We start from the raw sequence: 18831 nt of genomic DNA, 5'->3' as shown, positions 1-18831 counted from the left end.
GGTCAGACGCTGCCCGCGGCGCCGGCATCGGTGATGACCGGGCGCCCGGCCCCGGCCCAGGCCAGCATTCCGCCTTCGACGTTGATCGGGGTGTAGCCGTTGCGGGCCAGATAATTGGCCACCCGCAGGGACCGTCCGCCGGCGTGGCAGATGACGTACAACTCGGCGTCCGGATCGATCTCGGTGATCCGGGCCGGGATGTCGCCCATCGGAATGTGCTGCGCCCCGGCGGCGTGGCCGCGCTGCCACTCGTCGTCCTCACGAACGTCGAGCAGCACCACCGACCCCTCGAACGTGGTGGGTACCGCAGCGATGTCGACCTGCCCGACTTCCACATCGTCCATGCCGTCAATGCTCGCATGCCACAAGAGGTCGCCGCACCCGCCCCGGCGAGCTCCCCGCCGCGTTAGCAACGGGAAGCTATCCACAGTTTCCACAGGTTCATCCACAGCCCGGCACCAGCGGGAAGTGCCCCGAGGTGGGGATTACTGTGCGGTAGCTGTCGAAAACTGTGGATAACCCTGGGGTGGGCGGACCGACGATCAACAACCGTCGCCGGGGCGGAGCGAAATTAAGCATTCGGCTAAACGCGGCCTTGGGATCAGCCTGATTCCAGCGGCCGAGCGTCTCCATCGGCTCACGCGAGGCCGATTTTCACCTGGCCATTACAGGGTCTATGATCGGCGTCACACCAGCTGTTGTGACAGAACTCACTGGGGGACCAGGATTGATCGTGCAGGTCAGGAGTCGTTGATGGCGTCGCATCCGATCGGGACGGGATCAGCCTTTTCGCAGCCCGAATGGCATTCGTCCGGACATCTGCACACCCGTAATCAGCTGATGGCCTTCCTCCGGGCCAGCGTGATCGCGCTGCTGCTGCTCGGCGTGCTCGCCGTGATCGTCTTGTTCTGACCGCCATCGGGTATACGTGAGGGCGGCACGCGCGTCCTTGCGGTGCGCCCTGCGATGGAGCAATGTTGGCAGCGATCTTGAGTGTCGAACTTCAGGATCGTTGAAGCCTCGCTCCATCGATCGATAATGAGGAAGGAATCTCGTGGCTGAATACACTTTGCCGGACCTGGATTACGACTACGGAGCGCTGGAGCCCCACATCTCCGGTCAGATCAACGAGCTCCACCACAGCAAGCACCACGCCGCCTACGTGAAGGGCGTCAACGACGCGGTCGCCAAGCTCGACGAGGCGCGGGCCAACGGTGACCACGCCGCCATCTTCCTCAACGAGAAGAACCTGGCCTTCCACCTCGGCGGCCACGTGAACCACTCGATCTGGTGGAAGAACCTGTCCCCCAACGGCGGTGACAAGCCGACCGGTGACCTGGCCGCCGCGATCGACGACCAGTTCGGCTCGTTCGACAAGTTCCAGGCGCAGTTCACCGCCGCTGCCAACGGACTGCAGGGTTCGGGCTGGGCCGTGCTCGGCTACGACAGCCTCGGCGACCGCCTGCTGACCTTCCAGCTGTACGACCAGCAGGCCAACGTTCCGCTCGGCATCATCCCGCTGCTGCAGGTCGACATGTGGGAGCACGCCTTCTACCTGCAGTACAAGAACGTCAAGGCCGATTACGTCAAGGCGTTCTGGAATGTCGTGAACTGGGAGGACGTGCAGAACCGCTACGCGGCGGCCACCTCCAAGACCAACGGCCTGATCTTCGGCTAGTCCCGGTTCGGTCCGATCGAGGGTCTCTCACCAAGGGGCGTCGCGCAATCGCGTGGCGCCCCGCCCTCGTTTCCGGGGCCGTGTCGCCTTGCACACCCGCGGTGGCTGTCGCATTCTGATCTGATCGACCCACAGAAGTGTCGGCGCACCGTTCAGCCGGTGACCCAACACCGATGTCCCGGAGGCGATATGGATACGACGGGTTCCGGCAGGGCGATCGAGATCGCGCCCTTCCATTCCGGCGGCGCGCTCAAAGGCTTCGTGGTCTCCGGACGGTGGCCCGACTCCACCAAAGAGTGGGCGCAGCTTCTCATGGTCACCGTGCGCATCGCTTCACTTCCCGGATTACTATCCACCACAACGATTTTCGGGGTCCGCGAGGAGCTGCCGGAACAGCCGGCACCCGGCACGGTCGGCCTGGTCATCGCCGAGGGCCCGGTGGTCGGCGAATCCGCGGTTCCGCCCGGGTATTTCGCCGAGCATCAACCGCCGGCGCTGCTGATGCTGCATCCGCCGTCGGAGACCACTCCGTCCCTTCCGGAATGCGCCGGCGCCGCTTCGGGATGCGTACTGCTGCCGGGACTTCCGCATCTCGGGCTCGAGCACCGGGCAGCCTGGGTCGAAGCGGAGTCGGACGGCACGGTGACCTCTGTGGTCAGCCGGGTGGGCGTCGACCCGATCAGCCACCCTGACACGGCGATCCTGGCGATGCTGCTGGCGGCGTGACGCTGCCAGATACGGGACACCCTCTCCAAGCCGGAGAATCCGGCTGCCCGAAAAAGATAGGAAACGTAGCGCGCTCGGCCGACAACGGCTATGGTCCTCAAGATCAGCGAAGGGCAGCAGCCCGCAATCGTCGCGTCGACATGCCGGCGTAGGCCCGGTCGACAAACCCGCGATGCGGTGCGCGAGACCTTCGGCCGTGTGTAAGGAGAGCCGCGCGAGCGGCACGTATCAGCGGTGTGTGTCGAAAGGCCGTCATGTCCGCAGCCGCAGGCGTCAGCGTCGCCCGCAAGGTCGGCGATCTCGGCTTCCCTCACACCGCTGGCGATAGCCGTAGCGCTCCACCGCAACCGTGGCCGCCGCCTGTTTTGTGTCAACGCTTGTCCCTCGACGGGCTGAACCGGGCACCGTTGCCGTCCCGCAACCCCGCCTGGAATCGGCGCGGGAGTCCTTCCGCAACCGTCTGGCTATCGCACGCAAGGGGGCCGATGCGCATTCCATCGCTCAACCTGTAACGTGTTCCACGTCGTTCGACAACAGCGTCACGCGCAATCTGACGCCACCCGAGCTTCGTGCTACAGCAAATATGCGTTTCCCCTAGTCACGGCCCTACGAAGGTTGCCGGCTCAGAAGTTGATCATGATCGAGCGCCCGCGTGCGCGCAGCTCACCGCACTCAATACAACGCGACCGTCACCTTTTGCATTGCCAGACGGCGCAATCCCGCCTCACCTCCATGGCGAAGCCGTCCGTTTCTGTGACAGAGACTGCCAAAACACAAAGGTCGTTTAACTTTTGTGGCGTTTGCACTTGGTTGTCGTCACAACACTCGCTACCATAGTCAGCAAATACGCCGCCTATTCGTACCGCTCTGAAGCATGTGGAGGTCAAATCGATGAGCAAGACGTTCGCCGCCCGCCTAAACCGCCTGTTCGATACGGTTTATCCGCCCGGGCGCGGACCCCACACGTCTGCCGAGGTGATTGCTGCACTGAAGTCTGAGGGCGTCACCATGTCGGCTCCGTACCTCTCGCAGCTTCGTTCGGGCAACCGAACCAACCCGTCGGCGGCAACCATGGCCGCACTTGCCAACTTTTTCCGGATCAAGCCGGCCTACTTCACCGACGACGAGTACTACGAGAAGCTCGACAAGGAGCTGACCTGGCTGGCCAGCATGCGTGACGAGGGGGTCCGCCGGATCGCCGCCCGTACCGTCGGATTGTCCAACGAGGCTCAGCAGGACCTGGTTCAGAAGGTCGATGAGCTGCGCCGCCGGGAACACCTCGACGACTGATTCGCCGGTTTCCACTGGCGTTTCTACGCGCTTGAACCCACGCCAGTGGGGATCATTTCGGTGACTCCCACTCGCGCGGGTTTCAGCTGCGCGCTGCCCCGCGGTCCAGTTCCCGGTATTGCCCGGCAATCGCCAGAATCCACTCCCGGTCTGAGTACGACTCGGGCTGACTGAGCCACGCCAGCCCCGGGAAGGCTGAATCCTCATCACCGTCACGGGTGTCGTAGATCCACCGCGCGACGGCGTGCGCCTGATCATGGGGTGCCACGTCAGGTCGCTCGATATCCCCGAAATGTGTTGTGTCACTTGACCCGCCTGACCCACGGGGTCCGGCGGTCTCGTGCCGACGAGCGTCGGCGGCGGTCGCTTCCAGGTAGAGCGCATCCGAGATCAGCGACATCCGTTCGGCCACACGGAAAACGAGCGGTCCCCGCGGGCGTACCCCGATGCCCACGTCGGGCTGTCGCCGCGCCAGCTCGCTCAGCAGTGGCTTGATGGTCCGCAATTCCTGTCGGGCACCGAACCAGTCTTCGACGCTCGGCAGCAGGGATCCGGCGGCGACGATGACCATCGCGCATCCGAGCATGGTCGCCGCGACGCCGACACCGACCGGCTCGATCCGACCCGCGGCCCGCAGCAGGACGAATCCGCTGGCGGCCACGATCAGCACCATGCCGACGGTGAACAGGAACAGCGCACGCCCACGTCGGCTGCGGTTCGAGTAGCGCAGGCCGGCCCACGCCACCAGGGTCAGCGCCAGAAACACATAGAGCAGCGGCAACAGCCATGAGGCGCCTTGCGACCCGAGATCGCGCTGCAGGTACTCAGACGGCGACATCTCCGGCTGCCGGCCGGCCCGGAAGAAGATCACCAGGCTGATCACGGCCACCACACCGGCGATGCCGTACTGGATCAACGCGATACGCCGGGTGAGTGTGGCCGAATGGCCCGACGACGCCGTCGTGATCATCACGCAACTGCCGGCCGCGCAGGCGATCAGGGCGACCTGGCTGAGGCCGGCGGCGATGTTGGGCCAGTGCACGACGGTGTCGATCAACAGGGCCAGCGGCTGCCAGTTCAGGGCCGCGACCATGCCGAGGCTGCCCAACGAGAGGATCATCGCGGAGCTCACCAGGGATTGCTTGTTGACCAGTGCCCAACCGATGCGCAGGCCAGTCGCCAAGCCCAGCAGGCCGGCGATCACCCAGACGATCAACCAAACGCCTCTCCGAGGCGGACCTGGACGATCGAAGACCGATCCGACGGCAGGCGGCCGAGCCGGTACAGCAACAGTGCGGCGAAGTCCTCTGCCTCCTGTTCGATGTCCTCGCCGTTGGGACCCATACAGCCGGTCCGCTGGTTGAGCATGTAACTGATCAGATCGGACGTGGCCACTTCGGCCGAAGCGGCGGCCGCGTCGACGATCGAGATGCCCTCGTGGCCCAACACCAGGTGGCCGAGCTCGTGGGCCAGCGTGCGATCCCAGGCCGGCAACCCCTGCTGGATGAGGAACACGTCACGGTCGGCGTACTGCCGCCACTGCCCGCAGACTCCGGGGGGAAGTTCGGCCATGGTCAGCTCGATCGGCCGACCGCGGTCTGCGCTCACCGCGTCGACCAGGCGGGTCAACGTGATTTCGCCCTGTCTAGGGGCGAGGTCGAGAACCTCGTTCACAGCGCGTGTGACGTTTCGACTGGCTGACATGATCCCCCTTTCCACCCTTTCGTAGCACGGTCGCTCCTAACGCATGAACCGACTGGCGTCGATTCGGACGCTACGGCCGGCTTTGGCCTGCCGGTAACCGAGAAGCCCGCCCAGGCCGGTCAGCGCCATCATCCCGGTCACGCCGGGCACGGCCATCGCCGCGATTTCCATGGTGTTCGCGGTGCGCAGGTAGTCCGCGTAGCCGGCCCGGTAGGACGCCGGCGGGATGGCGGCGTCCAACCCGACCGCCGCGGGCGGCGCCGCCTCGGTCCGCATCTGGGTGGCCGATTGCACGTCCGGACCGGATCCGGGCCCGGATTGCGGCCCGTGGTCGGAATCCGGGGCACCCATGGGCAGCACGACAGGCGGCACGATGACCGGCAGCACGACGATCGGAGCGACGACCGGGACCAGCCCGGCTGCGGCAGCCAGCCCCGGCGGTGGCGGCGCGGCCAGATCGGGCGCTTGGGCCTGCGGCGCCGTCAACTGCATGTCCGGCAAGCGTGGAAAGTTGAACGGTGCGGGGACACCGGGTGCGCCGTCGTCACGGCCACCGCCGATGAGGGTGGTCGTTGTCTTCGTGGTCTCGGTGGTCTCAGTCGTGGTTGCGGTCGTCTGCGATGTCGTCGCGGTCGTCTCCGATGTCGTTGCGGTGGTCTCCGATGTCGTTGCGGTGGTCTCCGATGTCGTCGCGGTGGTCTCTGTCGTCGTTCTGGTGGTCTCGGTGGTACGCGACGTCGTCGCCGTGGTCTCGGACGACGACACCGCGCTGGTCGTCGCGACGGGACCAGAAGTGGTGGGCGTCTCGGACCCTGAGGGCTCGGTGCTCGGAGGTGTCTCGGTGTTGGTCGCGGTGCCGGTCCCCGTTTGCGGGGGCGTCCGGGTGCCGGACGGGTGCGACGACTCGCCGGGTTCTTCGGTGTGAGTGGGTCTGCCGGTCGTCTTGGTCGGCTTGCCGGTCGTCTTGGTGGGTCTGTGAGTCGTGCGGGTGCCCGACGAGCCGGTGCCGCCGTCGTCTTCACCGTGAGAATCGCCGTGGGAATCGCCGTCCCGGTCGTGGCCCCGGCCGTGATCCTTGCCCTCGTGCCCGTCATGCCCCTTGCCGGCACCATTCGACGAACCCTGACCGCTGTCAGGCCGGCCACGATCCGGATCGGCAAACGCCAGTGCTCCCCCGAGACCGGCGATGATCAGGCCCGTAAGCACCAGACCGGTCGAGGCGGCGACGCGCAACCGCGAACGCACGTTGTCACCACCCTTTCGCGCACCGCCCGCAAGCTTGTTTGATGAAGTCGATTCTTGCACAAACACGCAGTCGAAATTTGCTAGCTGTGGCGATTGGCCGCCGTGATCGCGGGGAGGCACGGCGGAGCAAATCCGCCGGACGATACTGTGGGTCTGCAGCACTTCTGCGGTGACCACGAACACACGACGAATTGACCGGGAGGCAACCGGAATGGGCCTGTTCACGCGACGAAAAAGCCGCGCCACCCGCCGCGCCGAAGCCCGCGCCATCAAGGCCAAGGCCAAGCTGGAAGCCCGGCTCACCGCAAAGAACGAGGCTCGTCGCATCAAGTCCGATCGAAAATCGGCGGACCGGGCGCTCAAAGCTCAGGTCAAAGCGCAGCGGGACAGCGACCGCGCGGCCCTCAAGGTCGCCGAGGCCGAGTTGAAAGCTGCCCGCGAGGGCCGGCTGCTGGCCCCCGCCAGAATTCGGCGTCTATTGACCGTCACACGTTTGCTGGCCCCGGTGCTCGTGCCGCTGGTCTACCGTGCCGCCACAGCCGCCCGTGGAGCCCTGGACGAGCGTCGTGCCGATCGCCTCGGGGTCCCGCTGGCCCAGCTCGGCCAGTTCTCCGGGCACGGAGCCGAGCTGTCCGCACGAATTTCCGGCGCCGAGCAGACGCTGCGTCAGGTCGCCGAGAAGAAGCCCAAGGACGCCGAGACCAAGCAGTTCGTCACGGCGATCAACGAACGGCTCACCGACCTGGCCGCGGCGGTGACCGCCGCCGAGAACATGCCGACGCCACGGCGCCGGGGTGCTCACGCGGCGATCGCTGCCCAGCTCGACGGCATCGATGCCGATCTGATGGCTCGGCTGGGATTGGTCTGAGCCACTGTCATGACCTTCCGATCCGACCGCCTCGCCGGGGCGTCGTCCCGCGCTCTGCTCACGACCGCCGCGATAGCCGCCGCCGGGCTGCTCTCCGCCGCACCGGCCTGGGCGCACGTCCACGTCGAGGCCGACAACCCGACTCCGGGAACCACCTCGGTGCTTACCTTCCGCGTCCCCGGTGAGTCCGAAACCGGGGCGCTCACAACACAATTGAAGGTTGACCTGCCCAACGTGGCCTCGGCCCGCACCGAGGTGATGCCGGGTTGGACAGCCAAGCTCGACCGGGATGCCGGCGCGGGCACCGTCCGTTCGGTGACGTGGACGGCGGCTCCCGGCGTGGGCATCTCCTTCGAGCAGTTCGCGCTGTTCCGAGTGTCGGTCAAACTGCCCGATGCGGCGACGGCGAGCTTCCCGACCACCCAGATCTACTCCGACGGCGCGGTGGTCCGGTGGGATCAAGCCCCGCTGCCCGACGGGGGCGAGCCTGAGCACCCGGCCCCGCAGCTGGCGCTGACCGGCACTGGGCCCGAAGGCGGGCACGCCGAACACGGCACCGAGATTCCCGCGGCCCCCGGCCAGCCCGGTCCTGCGGTCGCACAGCCCGCAGGCAGCGCCGACAATTCGGCCCGATGGCTGGCCGGCGGCGCGTTGATCGTCGCGGCCGCCGCCCTGGTCGCAGGCCTGCTGAACAGGCGCCGGCCGTGAGCAGACTGCTGGCGACGGCGCTGACCGGGCTGATGTTGGCAGCCTCGGCATTGGCCGGGGCACCGGCGGCGTCGGCGCACGCGGTCCGCATCGCCACCGACCCGGCCGAGCATGCCGCGCTCACCGCGTCACCGCCGCGGGTGAGCGCCACGTTCAACGAGGCGCTGCAGCCCGCTTTCGCCCACATGACGGTGGTCGGCCCGGACAACAACCTGTGGTCCGACGGTGACCCGCTGGTCGCCGGCGCGGTGCTCAGCGTCGGGGTCCGCCCGCTCGGCCCGGCCGGCACCTACATGGTGAACTACCGGGTGACCTCCGCCGATGGGCACGTGGTCTCGGGCTCCTGGTCGTTCGAGCTGACCGTCGCCGGTACGGGCACTCCGGGGCCGTCCGCCTCGGCGCCCGCACCGCCGGACGGTGGCATACCGGTGTGGCCGTTCGTTCTGGTCGCCGTCGTGCTGATCGGCGGCGGGGCCTGGTGGGCGGTCCGCCGTCAGCGGTGACGGGCGCGCTGATCCGGGCGCTGGCTGACGGCGCCGCAATCGTCACCCTCGGACTGGCCGCGGTGCCGCTGCTCGAATCCGATCGCTATCGCGACGAGGTGAGCCGCCGCGCGGCCGGGCCCATGGCCTTGGCTGCGGCGCTGTGGCTGCTGGCCGAGATCGTGCGGCTGGCTGTGTCGGGCGCGCAGACCGCGGGCGTCGGGTTCTGGCAGATGGGTGTGCGAACCCTGACCGACTTCGCCTTGCACACGGCGGCGGGCCGGTCGGGGCTGGTGGCCATCGCGGCGGCGCTGATCGTCGGCGTGGCGGCGGTCCTCACCCCGCGCCGGGGTGCTGCCACCGCCACGACCGTCGGGTTGGCGGCGGTCGGCCTGGTTGCCAGGACCTTGGCGGGTCATCTCTCGGAGAGCCCGATCGGCGGGACGGCTGTGGCTGTGCACGCCGTGGCGGCCGCGGTGTGGTGTGGCGTGCTGGCGGCGCTGGTGTTGACCGTGGCGCATCGCGGCCAGTGGGCCAGGGTGTTGCCCCGCTTCTCGCAGTTGTCGCTGTGGTGCGTGGGTGTACTGCTGGTGGCCGGGGTCAGCGGGGCAGCGATCAAGTTGAGTTCGCCCGCCGAGTTGTGGACCACCGGCTATGGCCGGGTGCTGGCGGCGAAAATCGCCGTGACGGTGGCTCTGCTGGCGCTGGCCTGGCGAAACCGGTCGCGGTGGCTGCCCGCGGCACGGGCGCACCGCAGTAGCGCCGCGTTGTCGCAGAACCGCTCGCTGGCGGAGTTGGGCATGATGGCTGTTGCGGTCACGCTCGCCGCGGCTCTGGCCGTCACGGGTTGACCGCTGCGGCGCCTGGCATGATGGGAAACACTGCCGGCCCCACTCTCCGCGACGGCGCGGAGCACCAGATACTGCAAAGGAGCAGCCAGATGGCAGAGCAGCAGGATCAACCCGCCGAGAAGCCCGATACCGCTTCCGGGTCGGCTGCGGCCGCGTCGTCAGCGGCCGGCGCGGATCCTGCTCCGCCTACTCCGGCTCCCAAACCCGGACCTGCGGCGGCCAAGAAGGCTCCGGCCAAAGCTCCGGCGAAGAAGGCCGCCGCCAAGAAAGCCGCGGCCAAGAAGGCACCCGCCAAGGCCGCCAAGAAGGCTCCTGCGAAAAAGGCCCCGGCCAAGAAGGCTCAGCCTGCCCCGCCGCCTCCGGCCGCGGCGACGCCCCCGCCCGTGCCGCCCGTCCCTGAAGTCACTCCGGTCCCGGATGTCGCCGAGGCGGCCAAAGAGACTGCAGCTCAAGCTAAATCAACGGTCACCTCGGCCACCAACCCGGTGTCGGGCCCGGTGCCCGTGCCGGTGAGTGAGAGTACGTCGTCCAAGGTGCCGCTGGCCGCGGCGGTGGCCGTGGGTGTCCTGGCCGTGCTGTTGGTGTTGCTCAGCCGCCGCCATTCCGACGAGGACTGATCGCCGGCTCGACCCTGGCGCGACGTCAATGGACGACGAACGTGCAAAGTGTCGGCCGCCGGCCGCCTGCGATAATCGCCGGGTGAGTATCGAACCGCGCGCCACCGCTGATCTGGTCGACGAGATCTATCCCGACGTCCGTAGCTGCGATCTGCAGTTGCAGAACTACGGCGGCAAGGCGATGTTCGCGGGGCCGATCACCACGGTGCGCTGTTTCCAGGACAACGCGCTGCTCAAGTCCATTTTGTCCACACCGGGTAACGGTGGGGTGCTGGTGGTCGACGGCGACGGGTCGCTGCACACCGCACTGGTGGGCGACATCATCGCGGGGCTGGCCGCCGACAACGGCTGGTCCGGGGTGATCGTGCACGGCGCGGTGCGCGACGCGGCCGCGCTGCGCACCATCGACGTCGGCATCAAGGCGCTGGGCACCAACCCGCGCAAGGGCACCAAGACCGGCGAGGGTGAGCGCGACGTCGAGGTCAGCTTCGGCGGCGTGACGTTCGTGCCGGGCGAAATCGCCTACGCCGACGAGGACGGGATCGTCGTAGTTGCCGGAGGCGACGATTAGGACCCGTCGCCCTTCCGCCTGACCAGACACAAAACTGGCCCTCTTCGCATGAAGAGGGCCAGTTTTGTGTCTGCTCGGTGAGGAACTAAACCGTCACTGCGGCACGGTGTTTGGTGAACATCAGCGCTTCCTCGTCGACCTTGCCGTAGCGGATGGTCCGCATGTCGAAGAAGTAGTTCTGCTTGAGCTTCCACGGCGCTTCCGAACCCGACTTGGGCAGGCTGTCCATAGCCCGGCGGAAGTAGCCCGGGGTGAAGTCCATGAACGGCAATTCGTCGACGGCGTCTCCGGGGTGCTGCGCCTCGACGCGGTCGAATCCGTTGGCGTCCATGTAGTTCAGCAGGCGGCAGATGAACTCGGAGACCAGGTCGGCCTTGAGGGTCCACGATGCGTTGGTGTAGCCGAAGGTGATGGCCATGTTCGGCACACCCGAGAGCATCAGGCCCTTGTAGGTCATGCACTTGGTCAGGTCGATCGGTGTGCCGTTGCGGTTGGCGGTGGCCCCACCGAACAACTGCATGTTCAGGCCTGTCGCGGTGACGATGATGTCGGCGGCCAGCTCCTCACCGGAGGTCAGCTTGATGCCGGTTGCGGTGAAGGTCTCGATGGTGTCGGTGACGACGTCGGCCTTGCCGGAGCGGATCGCCTTGAACAGGTCACCGTTGGGCGCCAAGCAGACTCGCTCATCCCACGGGTTGTAGCGCGGGCTGAAGTGCTTGTCGTAGTCGAAGCCCTCGGGCAGCCGGCGTTCGGCCATCTGGCGCAGGGCCTTCTTGAAGATGCCCGGGAACTTGCGGGCGATCTGGTACTGCCCGGTGCTGTAGCCGATCTGCTTCCACCGGTTGATGAAGTGCGCCAGGTTCTTGGGCAGGTACTTGTTGGTCCGCGCCGCGACCGGATCCTCCAGCGGGAGGGCGCCGATGTAAGTGGGTGAGCGCTGCAGCATGGTCACGTGGCCGGCGCCCTCGTTGACCAGTGACGGGATCAGTGTGACGGCCGTGGCGCCGGAGCCGATCACGACGATCTTCTTGCCCTTGTAGTCCAGGTCCTCGGGCCAGTGCTGCGGGTGGATGATCTGGCCCTTGAAGTCCGCCGCACCGGGGAACTCCGGCGAGTAACCCTCGTCGTAGTTGTAGTAGCCACTGCACACCGACAGGAATGACGCGGTGATCTGCTTGGCTTCGCCGTCCGCCTCGACGTCGACGGTCCAGCGGTTGTCGGCGTCGGACCAGTCCACCGACAGGACGCGGTGCCCGGTGCGGATGTGGTTGCGGATGCCGTTCTCGTCTGCGGCTTCGTTGATGTAGTTCCAGATCGACTGGCCGTCGGCGATGGATTTCGCGGACTCCCAGGGCTTGAACCGGAATCCCAGGGTGAACATGTCCGAGTCGGAGCGGATACCCGGGTACTTGAACAGGTCCCAGGTGCCGCCGATGTTCTCCCGGCGCTCGAGGATCACGTAGCTCTTGGTGGGGCAACGGTTCTGTAGGTGCCAGGCCGTGCTGATGCCGGAGATGCCGGCGCCGACGATCACAACATCGAAATGTTCGGTCATGGGACCGACGGTATCAACATGGTGTTGAGTCGGTCAACGGTGTGTTGAAAAATTCAACACGATGTTAGGCTTCGTGACTGTGACGAGCTCCAGCACGACCCGCGCCCCGCGCGGTCGCCGCGCCGCCCGCCCCTCGGGCGACGACCGCGAGGCGGCGATTCTCGCGACCGCCAGGCAGCTGCTGGAAACCAAGAAGTTCGCTGACATATCGGTCGATGACCTGGCCAAAGGTGCCGGCATCTCCCGGCCGACCTTCTACTTCTACTTCCCGTCGAAGGAAGCCGTCGTACTGTCCTTGCTCGATCCGCTGATCAAGCGTGCCGACACCGGTTTCGACAGTGCACTGGAGGACATGCCGGCCGAGCCCGCGCGGGCGATCCGCCGGGGTATCGAGATCTTCTTCAGCTCGTTCGGCTCGGATCCGGCCATAGCCCGTGCCGGCGCCGAGGCACTCGACAGCAGCCCGGAGTTTCGCGCGTTCTGGTCCGGGCTCATGCAGAAATGGATCGCCCTGACCGCCGCGCTGATCACCGCTGAGCGTCAACGCGCCGCCGCCCCGGAGACCATCCCGGCCATGGACCTGGCGACCTCGCTCAACCTGATGAACGAGCGGACGATGATGGCGGCGCTGGGGGCCGAACAACCCGCGGTCGCTCATGACAAGGTGGTCGACACCCTGGCTCACATCTGGCTGACCAGCATCTACGGCGAGGCACCCTAGCTCGTCCGCCCGCTGTGCGAACATATGTTCGTGTCCGACAGCGCGGCCATCCTGCACGCCGATCTCGACTCGTTCTACGCATCGGTCGAGCAGCGTGACGATCCCGCCTTGCGCGGCCGCCCGGTGATCGTCGGTGGCGGCGTGGTGCTGGCAGCCAGTTACGAGGCCAAGGCATTCGGCGTGCGCACGGCGATGGGCGGTGGTCAGGCGCGGGCGTTGTGTCCGCAGGCCATCGTGGTGCCGCCGCGGATGTCGGCCTATTCCGAGGCCAGCCGGCATGTGTTCGAGGTCTTCCACGACACCACGCCGGTGGTCGAGCCGCTGTCCGTGGATGAGGCGTTTCTCGACGTGTCCGGGCTGGGCCGGGTATCCGGTACCCCGGTGGAGATCGCCCGGCGGCTGCGCGAGCAGGTCAGCGAGCAGGTGGGCCTGCCCATCACCGTCGGGATCGCGCGGACGAAGTTCCTGGCCAAGGTCGCCAGCCAGGTCGCCAAACCGGACGGTCTGCTGTTGGTTCCGCCCGACCGTGAGTTGGCGTTCCTGCACCCCCTGCCGGTGCGCCGGCTGTGGGGTGTCGGTGCCAAGACCGCCGAAAAGCTCCATGCGCACGGCATCGAGACGGTCGCCGATGTCGCCGAACTGCCCGAGTCGGCCCTGCGGCCGATGGTGGGTGGCGCGATGGCCCGTCAGCTGTATGCGTTGTCGCGCAACATCGATCGACGCCGGGTGACGACGGGCGTCCGACGTAGTTCTGTCGGCGCTCAACGTGCACTCGGGCGCCGGGGCAACACGATGTCGGCCGCGGAGGTCGACGTCGTGGTGGTCAACCTCGTCGACCGGATCACCCGCCGTATGCGGGGCGCCGGACGTACCGGACGCACCGTCGTATTGCGTTTGCGCTTCGACGATTTCGGCCGGGCCACCCGGTCGCACACGCTGCCCCGGGCCACCGCCTCGACCGACGCGGTCCTGGCCGCTGCCCGCGCGTTGGTGACGGCCGCCGCGCCGGTGATCGCCGAGCGCGGGCTGACCCTGATCGGGTTCGCGGTGTCCAACATCGACCACCAGGGCAGCCAGCAGTTGGAGTTGCCGTTCGAATCAGAGCCCGATCCGGTCGCGATCGACGGCGCCATCGACGAGGTGCGGCAGCGGTTCGGCAACGCGATGCTGACCCGTGGCGTGCTGGTGGGGCGTGATCCCGGCCTGGAGATGCCCACGCTCCCGTATTAGCGCGGTGTCCGCATCAGAACTGCGCGGCAACGAATCCGGCGAGCAGCACGGCGAATCCACCGATCTCGCCGACGATGAGCGCGACCATTCCGGCGTGCAGGGCGGCCGTGGGCTTCTCGAATTGGTTGGTGGTGTCCCGTTTGGCGCCGTGCTCGATGTAGGCGGCGATGGCGACGACGAAGAAGAGCACGAGCACCATGGCCGCGGTGAGGTTCACCCAGGTGGGCCAGGCGCTGAGTTCGACGAACACCGCCACCAACAGCGTCGCGAACGAGTACAGCAGCGCGGCCCGGTGGGCGATGTCGACGTAAGGATGGGCCAGGTGGTTCTCACTGGTGGCCATCTGCCGGTATTTCCACACCCCGAGCACCAGCGCCAGCAGGAAGATCAGGCCGGCGGCCAGCAGGGTGATGACGGTGTCGATGCCGAGATCCGCTTGCATCGGGTGAGCTTAGACCGGAGATTTTGAGTAGTCTCACGCATCCCTCGCGACGGGTTCTGCGTCAGGCTCGGAGCATGATCGCACTCAACGACAGTTCGAAAGTCACCGCCGCGTTCGCGCTCCAGGCCGCTATCGCATTCGGGGTGAGTTTCCTCGGCGTGCTCGGCGGGATCTACTTTCTCCCGATCGATGTCTGGCAGCGGATGTTCCTGGGAATGTCCGCTCTGTTCCTGGTGACCAGCGCGTTCACCCTGGCCAAGGTGATTCGTGATCAGCAGGAAGCAGCTACCGTGCGGGTCCGCCTCGATGAGGCACGCATGGAAAGGCTTCTCGCCGAGCATGATCCGTTCACGTCAGGAACCTGATTCAGCGGGCTGCCCAGTCCAGGAGTTGCTCGGCGGACCAGGTGTTGACGATCCGCTCGACCGGGACCTCGGCTTCCAGGGCCCGTTGCGCCCCGTAGCCGAGGAAGTCCAACTGGCCTGGCGCGTGGGCATCGGTGTCGATGCTGAACAGGCAGCCGAGGTCCAGCGCGAGGTTCAGCAAGCGGGTAGGTGGGTCGCGGCGCTCGGGACGGGAATTGATCTCGACGGCGGTGTCGTGATCGCGGCAGGCGGAGAAAACCTTCTCCGCATCGAATTTCGATTCGGGCCGCATGCCGCGCCCACCGGTGACCAGGCGCCCGGTGCAGTGTCCGAGGACGTCGGTGTGCGGGTTGGACACCGCTTTGACCATGCGCCGGGTCATGGACGCCGCGTCCATGGCGAGTTTGGAGTGCACACTGGCGACCACCACGTCGAGGCGCGCCAACAGGTCGGGTTCCTGGTCCAGGGACCCGTCTTCGAGGATGTCGACCTCGATTCCGGTGAGGATGCGCATCGGTGCCACGAGTTCCCGCAGCTCCTCGATGACGTCGAGTTGCTCCCGCAGCCGCTCCGGGGACAGCCCGTTGGCGATCTTGAGCCGCGGCGAGTGGTCGGTCAGCGCACAGTACTCATGGCCGAGGTCGCGGGCGGCCAGCATCATCTCCTCGATCGGGGCTGATCCGTCGGACCAGTTCGAGTGCACGTGCAGGTCGCCCCGCAGCGCCGAACGTAGCGCGCCGCCACCGAGATCCTTTGCTGCCATGCGTAATTCGACGAGGGCGTCGGGTTCATGGCCGGCCCAGGCCTGGGCGATCACCTTCGCGGTCTTTGGCCCGATGCCCGGCAAAGACTGCCAGCTGCCCGACGCGCCGAGGCGATCCCTCTGCGCGTCGGGCAGCGCTTCGACGATGTCGGCGGCGTTGCGATAGGCCATCACCCGGCGCGGGTCTTCCCGCGCGCGGTCCTTGTAGTAGGCGATCTGGCGCAGCGCTGTCACCGGGTCGATGGGCCGGTCCATATCTTCAGTGTGCCCGGGCCGCGGCCCGCGGTCAGCTCACGGTGCGGATGAGTTTCTTGTTCACGAACTCGTCCATGCCGAATTTGCCCAGCTCGCGCCCGAAACCGGACCGCTTGATCCCACCGAACGGCAGCTCGGCCCCTTCTGCGCCGACGGCATTGACGAACACCATGCCGGCATCGATCCGGTCGGCCACCCGCGCGGCCTGGTCGGCGTCGGTGGTGAACACGTAGGAACCCAACCCGAACGGGGTGTCGTTGGCGATTTCGACGGCCTCGTCCTCCGAGCCGGCCTTGTACACCACGGCCACCGGGCCGAACAGCTCTTGCCGGTAGGCGTCGTTGTCCTGGGTGACGCCGGTCAGCACGGCCGGTGGATAGAAGGCTCCCCGGCGCTCACCCGCGGACGTCAGCTTGGCGCCTTGGTCGACGGCGGCCTTGACCTGTTGCTCGAGCCGCTCGGCAGCCAATTCCGAAGACAGCGGGGCGATTCCGTCGGCAGCGGCCAGCAGCTTCTCGGTGAACTTGGCCAGGAAGTCGTCGTAGAGGTTCTCGGCGACGATGAAGCGCTTGGCGGCGTTGCAGGCCTGCCCGGTGTTCTCCATCCGTCCCTCGACCGCGGCCTCAACCGTCGCGTCGAGATCGTCGGTGGACAGCACGATGAACGGGTCGGAACCGCCCAGCTCCAGCACGCACTTCTTGAGGTTACGGCCGGCGATCTCGGCCACGGCGGCTCCCGCCCGCTCCGAACCCGTCAGCGACACCGCGGCCACGCGGGGGTCGGCGATGATGTCGGCAACCTGGTCGTTGGTGGCGCGGATGTCGACGTAGGCACCCTGCGGCAATCCGGCCTCGAGGAAGATCAGTTGCAGCAGCTCGGCGGATTCCGGGCATTGCGGGGCATGCTTGAGCAGAATTGTGTTGCCTACGATCAGGTTTGGGCCGGCGAAGCGGGCAACCTGGTAGTAGGGGTAGTTCCACGGCATGATGCCGAGCAGCACCCCGACCGGGCCCCGCTTGACCACCGCGGTGCCCTCCCCGTCGAGCAAGGTGATCTCCTCGTCGGCGAGAAACTTCTCCGCGTTGTCCGCGTAGTACTGATAGATGGCGGCACTGAAGTCGACCTCACCCAGGGCCTGGTCGCGCGGCTTGCCCATCTCACGGACGATCACGTCGGCGAGCTGTTCGCGGCGCTGCTCGTGCAGGGCGGCGACCTTGCCGATCAGCGCGGCCCGCTCGGCCACCGTGGTGGTGCGCGCCCAGCTGCGCCCGGTCTTGGCAGCAGCTTCGATCGCGGCCTGGATCTCGGCGTCGGTCGAGGTCGGGTAGGTGGCGACCACCTCTGCGGTCGCCGGATCGGTGACTGCGTACTCGGTCATGTTTACTCCCAGATGGTCTGATCGCGGGATTCCGCATATTTCCGTGCCTGAGACTACCGATTGCGGCGGCCAAATGGCACCGAAGATACGGAATCAGCACTATGGGGTGGGTACCGGAGCTGAAAGATTCCTGGCAGATGCCCGAACTTCGGAATGAATCCCCGGACGGGACTAGTTTCCGATGGCGTGCGCTTCGCCTTCAAAACATCCCCGCAGAACACGACCTGGGCCGACATGCTTTCCATCTGGAAAACGGCCGACACGATCGACGTCTTCGAATCCGGCTGGACGTTCGACCACTTCTATCCGATCTTCTCCGACTCTTCTGGCCCGTGCCTTGAGGGTTGGACCACATTGACCGCGCTGGCACAGGCCACTGAACGGTTGCGCGTCGGCGTGCTCGTCACCGGTATCCATTACCGGCATCCCGCCGTGCTGGCGAATATGGCATCGGCGCTCGACATCGTCTCCAACGGTCGCTTGGAACTCGGGATCGGTGCCGGCTGGAACGAGGAGGAATCCGGCGCCTACGGCATCGAATTGGGTTCGATCAAGGAACGCTTCGACCGGTTCGAGGAAGCCTGTCAGGTCCTCAAGGGGCTGCTGACGCAGGAGACGACGACGTTCGACGGCAAGTTCTACCAACTCAAGGACGCCCGCAACGAGCCCAAGGGCCCGCAGCAGCCGCACCCGCCGTTCTGCATCGGCGGAAGTGGCGAGAAGCGGACCCTGCGCATCACCGCGCAGTACGCCGACCACTGGAACTTCGTCGGCGGCCCGCCCGAGGAGTTCGCCCGCAAGCGTGACGTGCTCGCCACACACTGCGCGGATATCGGCCGGGACCCGAAAGAAATCACCCTGTCGGCGCACGTGCGGCTCGGCCCGGACCACGATGTCGCGAAGGTGGTCGACGAGGCCGCCGCCCTGGGTGCCGAGGGCTTGGACCTGGCGATCATCTACCTGCCGCCGCCGTACGACCCAGCAGTGCTGGAGCCGCTGGCCGAGGCGATCAGGGATTCAGGTCAGCTGAGCAGCTGACACATACAGCTACGCCCTCGGATCGGCGCTATCGCGCCGGTTCGAAGGCGTGGTGCTCTGCGACGGATACTCGTCAAACTCCGAACCGAAGTAGCTCGTCTGCCGTGACCAGTCGCTCGTTCTTGGCCGGAAACTCACGGCTCTTCATCGGATGACGGAACAATGACCAGGCAATACGACCCATCCGTGACCGACTGATCGGGTTGATGTACACGGTGATCACTCCTGCGAATTTCTGGTTGCTGTACCCGTAGTTCCACGTTACCGCAGCACTCTCACCACGTCATTAAATACCCACTATCCGGCAAACTGGGCTAGCCACGCCGCAGAAACCGCAGGTGTTT

General features: G+C 66.6%; 24 protein-coding genes. 16 read left to right on the top strand and 8 right to left on the bottom strand.

Annotation, left to right across the window (positions count from 1 at the left end; genetic code table 11):
* Positions 1-2 precede the first annotated feature (2 nt).
* Positions 3-344: a rhodanese-like domain-containing protein gene (locus K6L26_RS02745; RefSeq protein WP_064894183.1), complete on the bottom strand. Its 342-nt coding sequence runs from the start codon at positions 342-344 to the stop codon at positions 3-5.
* Positions 345-753: 409 nt separating this feature from the next.
* On the opposite strand from K6L26_RS02745, the gene K6L26_RS02740 reads away from it, so the two are divergent.
* The 4 genes from K6L26_RS02740 to K6L26_RS02725 all read left to right on the top strand — a co-directional run bounded on the left by K6L26_RS02740 (position 754) and on the right by K6L26_RS02725 (position 3694).
* Positions 754-912: a hypothetical protein gene (locus K6L26_RS02740; RefSeq protein WP_165608685.1), complete on the top strand. Its 159-nt coding sequence runs from the start codon at positions 754-756 to the stop codon at positions 910-912.
* A 142-nt stretch (positions 913-1054) separates the two neighbouring features.
* Positions 1055-1678, top strand: a complete 624-nt coding sequence (locus K6L26_RS02735; RefSeq protein WP_003883955.1) for a superoxide dismutase — start codon at positions 1055-1057, stop codon at positions 1676-1678.
* Positions 1679-1867: 189 nt separating this feature from the next.
* Positions 1868-2404: a hypothetical protein gene (locus tag K6L26_RS02730; protein WP_019345340.1), complete on the top strand. Its 537-nt coding sequence runs from the start codon at positions 1868-1870 to the stop codon at positions 2402-2404.
* A gap of 891 nt (positions 2405-3295) precedes the next feature.
* Entirely contained in the window at positions 3296-3694 is a 399-nt protein-coding gene (locus K6L26_RS02725; RefSeq protein ID WP_043368428.1) for a secretion protein EspR, read from the top strand.
* An 82-nt stretch (positions 3695-3776) separates the two neighbouring features.
* Here the strand turns inward: K6L26_RS02725 and K6L26_RS02720 are convergent, their stop codons facing one another.
* The 3 genes from K6L26_RS02720 to K6L26_RS02710 are packed head-to-tail and all read right to left on the bottom strand — an operon-like array spanning position 3777 to position 5890.
* Positions 3777-4910, bottom strand: coding sequence for a hypothetical protein (locus K6L26_RS02720; RefSeq protein ID WP_019345338.1), 1134 nt, complete (start codon positions 4908-4910; stop codon positions 3777-3779).
* Positions 4907-5398, bottom strand: coding sequence for an ImmA/IrrE family metallo-endopeptidase (locus K6L26_RS02715; RefSeq protein ID WP_036390982.1), 492 nt, complete (start codon positions 5396-5398; stop codon positions 4907-4909). The genes K6L26_RS02720 and K6L26_RS02715 overlap by 4 nt, the downstream gene beginning before the upstream one ends.
* A gap of 36 nt (positions 5399-5434) precedes the next feature.
* A complete protein-coding gene (locus K6L26_RS02710) occupies positions 5435-5890 on the bottom strand; it encodes a hypothetical protein (protein ID WP_043368427.1) in 456 nt (151 codons plus the stop codon).
* Between K6L26_RS02710 and K6L26_RS02705 the strand changes: the two genes are divergently transcribed.
* From K6L26_RS02705 to rraA, 8 genes are all read left to right on the top strand, one after another.
* Positions 5889-6323 carry a hypothetical protein gene (locus tag K6L26_RS02705; protein ID WP_131805828.1) on the top strand — a complete coding sequence of 145 codons (435 nt, stop codon included), beginning with the start codon at positions 5889-5891 and terminating at the stop codon, positions 6321-6323. The two genes, K6L26_RS02710 and K6L26_RS02705, sit on opposite strands and share 2 nt — an antisense overlap.
* A gap of 50 nt (positions 6324-6373) precedes the next feature.
* Complete coding sequence (locus K6L26_RS02700) at positions 6374-6685, top strand: hypothetical protein (RefSeq protein WP_131805829.1); 312 nt, start codon at positions 6374-6376, stop codon at positions 6683-6685.
* Positions 6686-6854: 169 nt separating this feature from the next.
* Positions 6855-7511, top strand: coding sequence for a DUF6474 family protein (locus tag K6L26_RS02695; protein WP_036390978.1), 657 nt, complete (start codon positions 6855-6857; stop codon positions 7509-7511).
* Positions 7512-7520: 9 nt separating this feature from the next.
* Positions 7521-8219, top strand: a complete 699-nt coding sequence (locus tag K6L26_RS02690; RefSeq protein WP_064894184.1) for a YcnI family copper-binding membrane protein — start codon at positions 7521-7523, stop codon at positions 8217-8219.
* A complete protein-coding gene (locus tag K6L26_RS02685) occupies positions 8216-8722 on the top strand; it encodes a copper resistance CopC family protein (RefSeq protein ID WP_372516601.1) in 507 nt (168 codons plus the stop codon). Before K6L26_RS02690 ends, K6L26_RS02685 begins: the two co-directional genes overlap by 4 nt.
* Positions 8698-9552, top strand: a complete 855-nt coding sequence (locus K6L26_RS02680) for a CopD family protein (RefSeq protein ID WP_234788402.1) — start codon at positions 8698-8700, stop codon at positions 9550-9552. Before K6L26_RS02685 ends, K6L26_RS02680 begins: the two co-directional genes overlap by 25 nt.
* Positions 9553-9641: 89 nt before the next feature.
* Positions 9642-10169: a hypothetical protein gene (locus tag K6L26_RS02675; RefSeq protein ID WP_043368309.1), complete on the top strand. Its 528-nt coding sequence runs from the start codon at positions 9642-9644 to the stop codon at positions 10167-10169.
* An 82-nt stretch (positions 10170-10251) separates the two neighbouring features.
* Complete coding sequence (gene rraA, locus K6L26_RS02670) at positions 10252-10740, top strand: ribonuclease E activity regulator RraA (RefSeq protein WP_043368310.1); 489 nt, start codon at positions 10252-10254, stop codon at positions 10738-10740.
* An 85-nt stretch (positions 10741-10825) separates the two neighbouring features.
* Here rraA and K6L26_RS02665 read toward each other — a convergent pair whose 3' ends face one another.
* On the bottom strand, positions 10826-12295 hold the full coding sequence (locus K6L26_RS02665; protein ID WP_019345013.1) for a flavin-containing monooxygenase: 1470 nt from the start codon (positions 12293-12295) through the stop codon (positions 10826-10828).
* Between the two features lie 61 nt (positions 12296-12356).
* Here K6L26_RS02665 and K6L26_RS02660 point away from each other — a divergent pair, with 61 nt between their 5' ends.
* Positions 12357-13016, top strand: coding sequence for a TetR/AcrR family transcriptional regulator (locus tag K6L26_RS02660; RefSeq protein WP_275084936.1), 660 nt, complete (start codon positions 12357-12359; stop codon positions 13014-13016).
* Between the two features lie 24 nt (positions 13017-13040).
* Positions 13041-14246, top strand: a complete 1206-nt coding sequence (gene dinB, locus K6L26_RS02655; protein ID WP_221852585.1) for a DNA polymerase IV — start codon at positions 13041-13043, stop codon at positions 14244-14246.
* A 13-nt stretch (positions 14247-14259) separates the two neighbouring features.
* On the opposite strand, the gene K6L26_RS02650 is transcribed toward dinB, so the two are convergent.
* A complete protein-coding gene (locus K6L26_RS02650; protein ID WP_019345186.1) occupies positions 14260-14688 on the bottom strand; it encodes a hypothetical protein in 429 nt (142 codons plus the stop codon).
* A gap of 74 nt (positions 14689-14762) precedes the next feature.
* On the opposite strand from K6L26_RS02650, the gene K6L26_RS02645 reads away from it, so the two are divergent.
* Positions 14763-15053 (top strand): YiaA/YiaB family inner membrane protein, encoded by a 291-nt coding sequence (locus K6L26_RS02645; protein ID WP_019345187.1) that lies wholly within the window; start codon positions 14763-14765, stop codon positions 15051-15053.
* Position 15054: 1 nt separating this feature from the next.
* On the opposite strand, the gene K6L26_RS02640 is transcribed toward K6L26_RS02645, so the two are convergent.
* Both K6L26_RS02640 and K6L26_RS02635 read right to left on the bottom strand, forming a co-directional pair.
* Positions 15055-16059, bottom strand: a complete 1005-nt coding sequence (locus K6L26_RS02640) for a PHP domain-containing protein (RefSeq protein WP_221853320.1) — start codon at positions 16057-16059, stop codon at positions 15055-15057.
* A 43-nt stretch (positions 16060-16102) separates the two neighbouring features.
* Positions 16103-17449 carry an NAD-dependent succinate-semialdehyde dehydrogenase gene (locus K6L26_RS02635; RefSeq protein WP_047036917.1) on the bottom strand — a complete coding sequence of 449 codons (1347 nt, stop codon included), beginning with the start codon at positions 17447-17449 and terminating at the stop codon, positions 16103-16105.
* A 186-nt stretch (positions 17450-17635) separates the two neighbouring features.
* On the opposite strand from K6L26_RS02635, the gene K6L26_RS02630 reads away from it, so the two are divergent.
* A complete protein-coding gene (locus K6L26_RS02630; RefSeq protein WP_221852583.1) occupies positions 17636-18487 on the top strand; it encodes an LLM class F420-dependent oxidoreductase in 852 nt (283 codons plus the stop codon).
* Positions 18488-18831: the final 344 nt, after the last annotated feature.

The sequence above is a fragment of the Mycobacterium farcinogenes genome (assembly GCF_019739075.1).
Classification (GTDB): domain Bacteria; phylum Actinomycetota; class Actinomycetes; order Mycobacteriales; family Mycobacteriaceae; genus Mycobacterium; species Mycobacterium senegalense.
The sequence above is the reverse complement of the archived record's forward strand: the minus strand, read 5'-3'. Positions and strand labels throughout refer to the sequence as shown.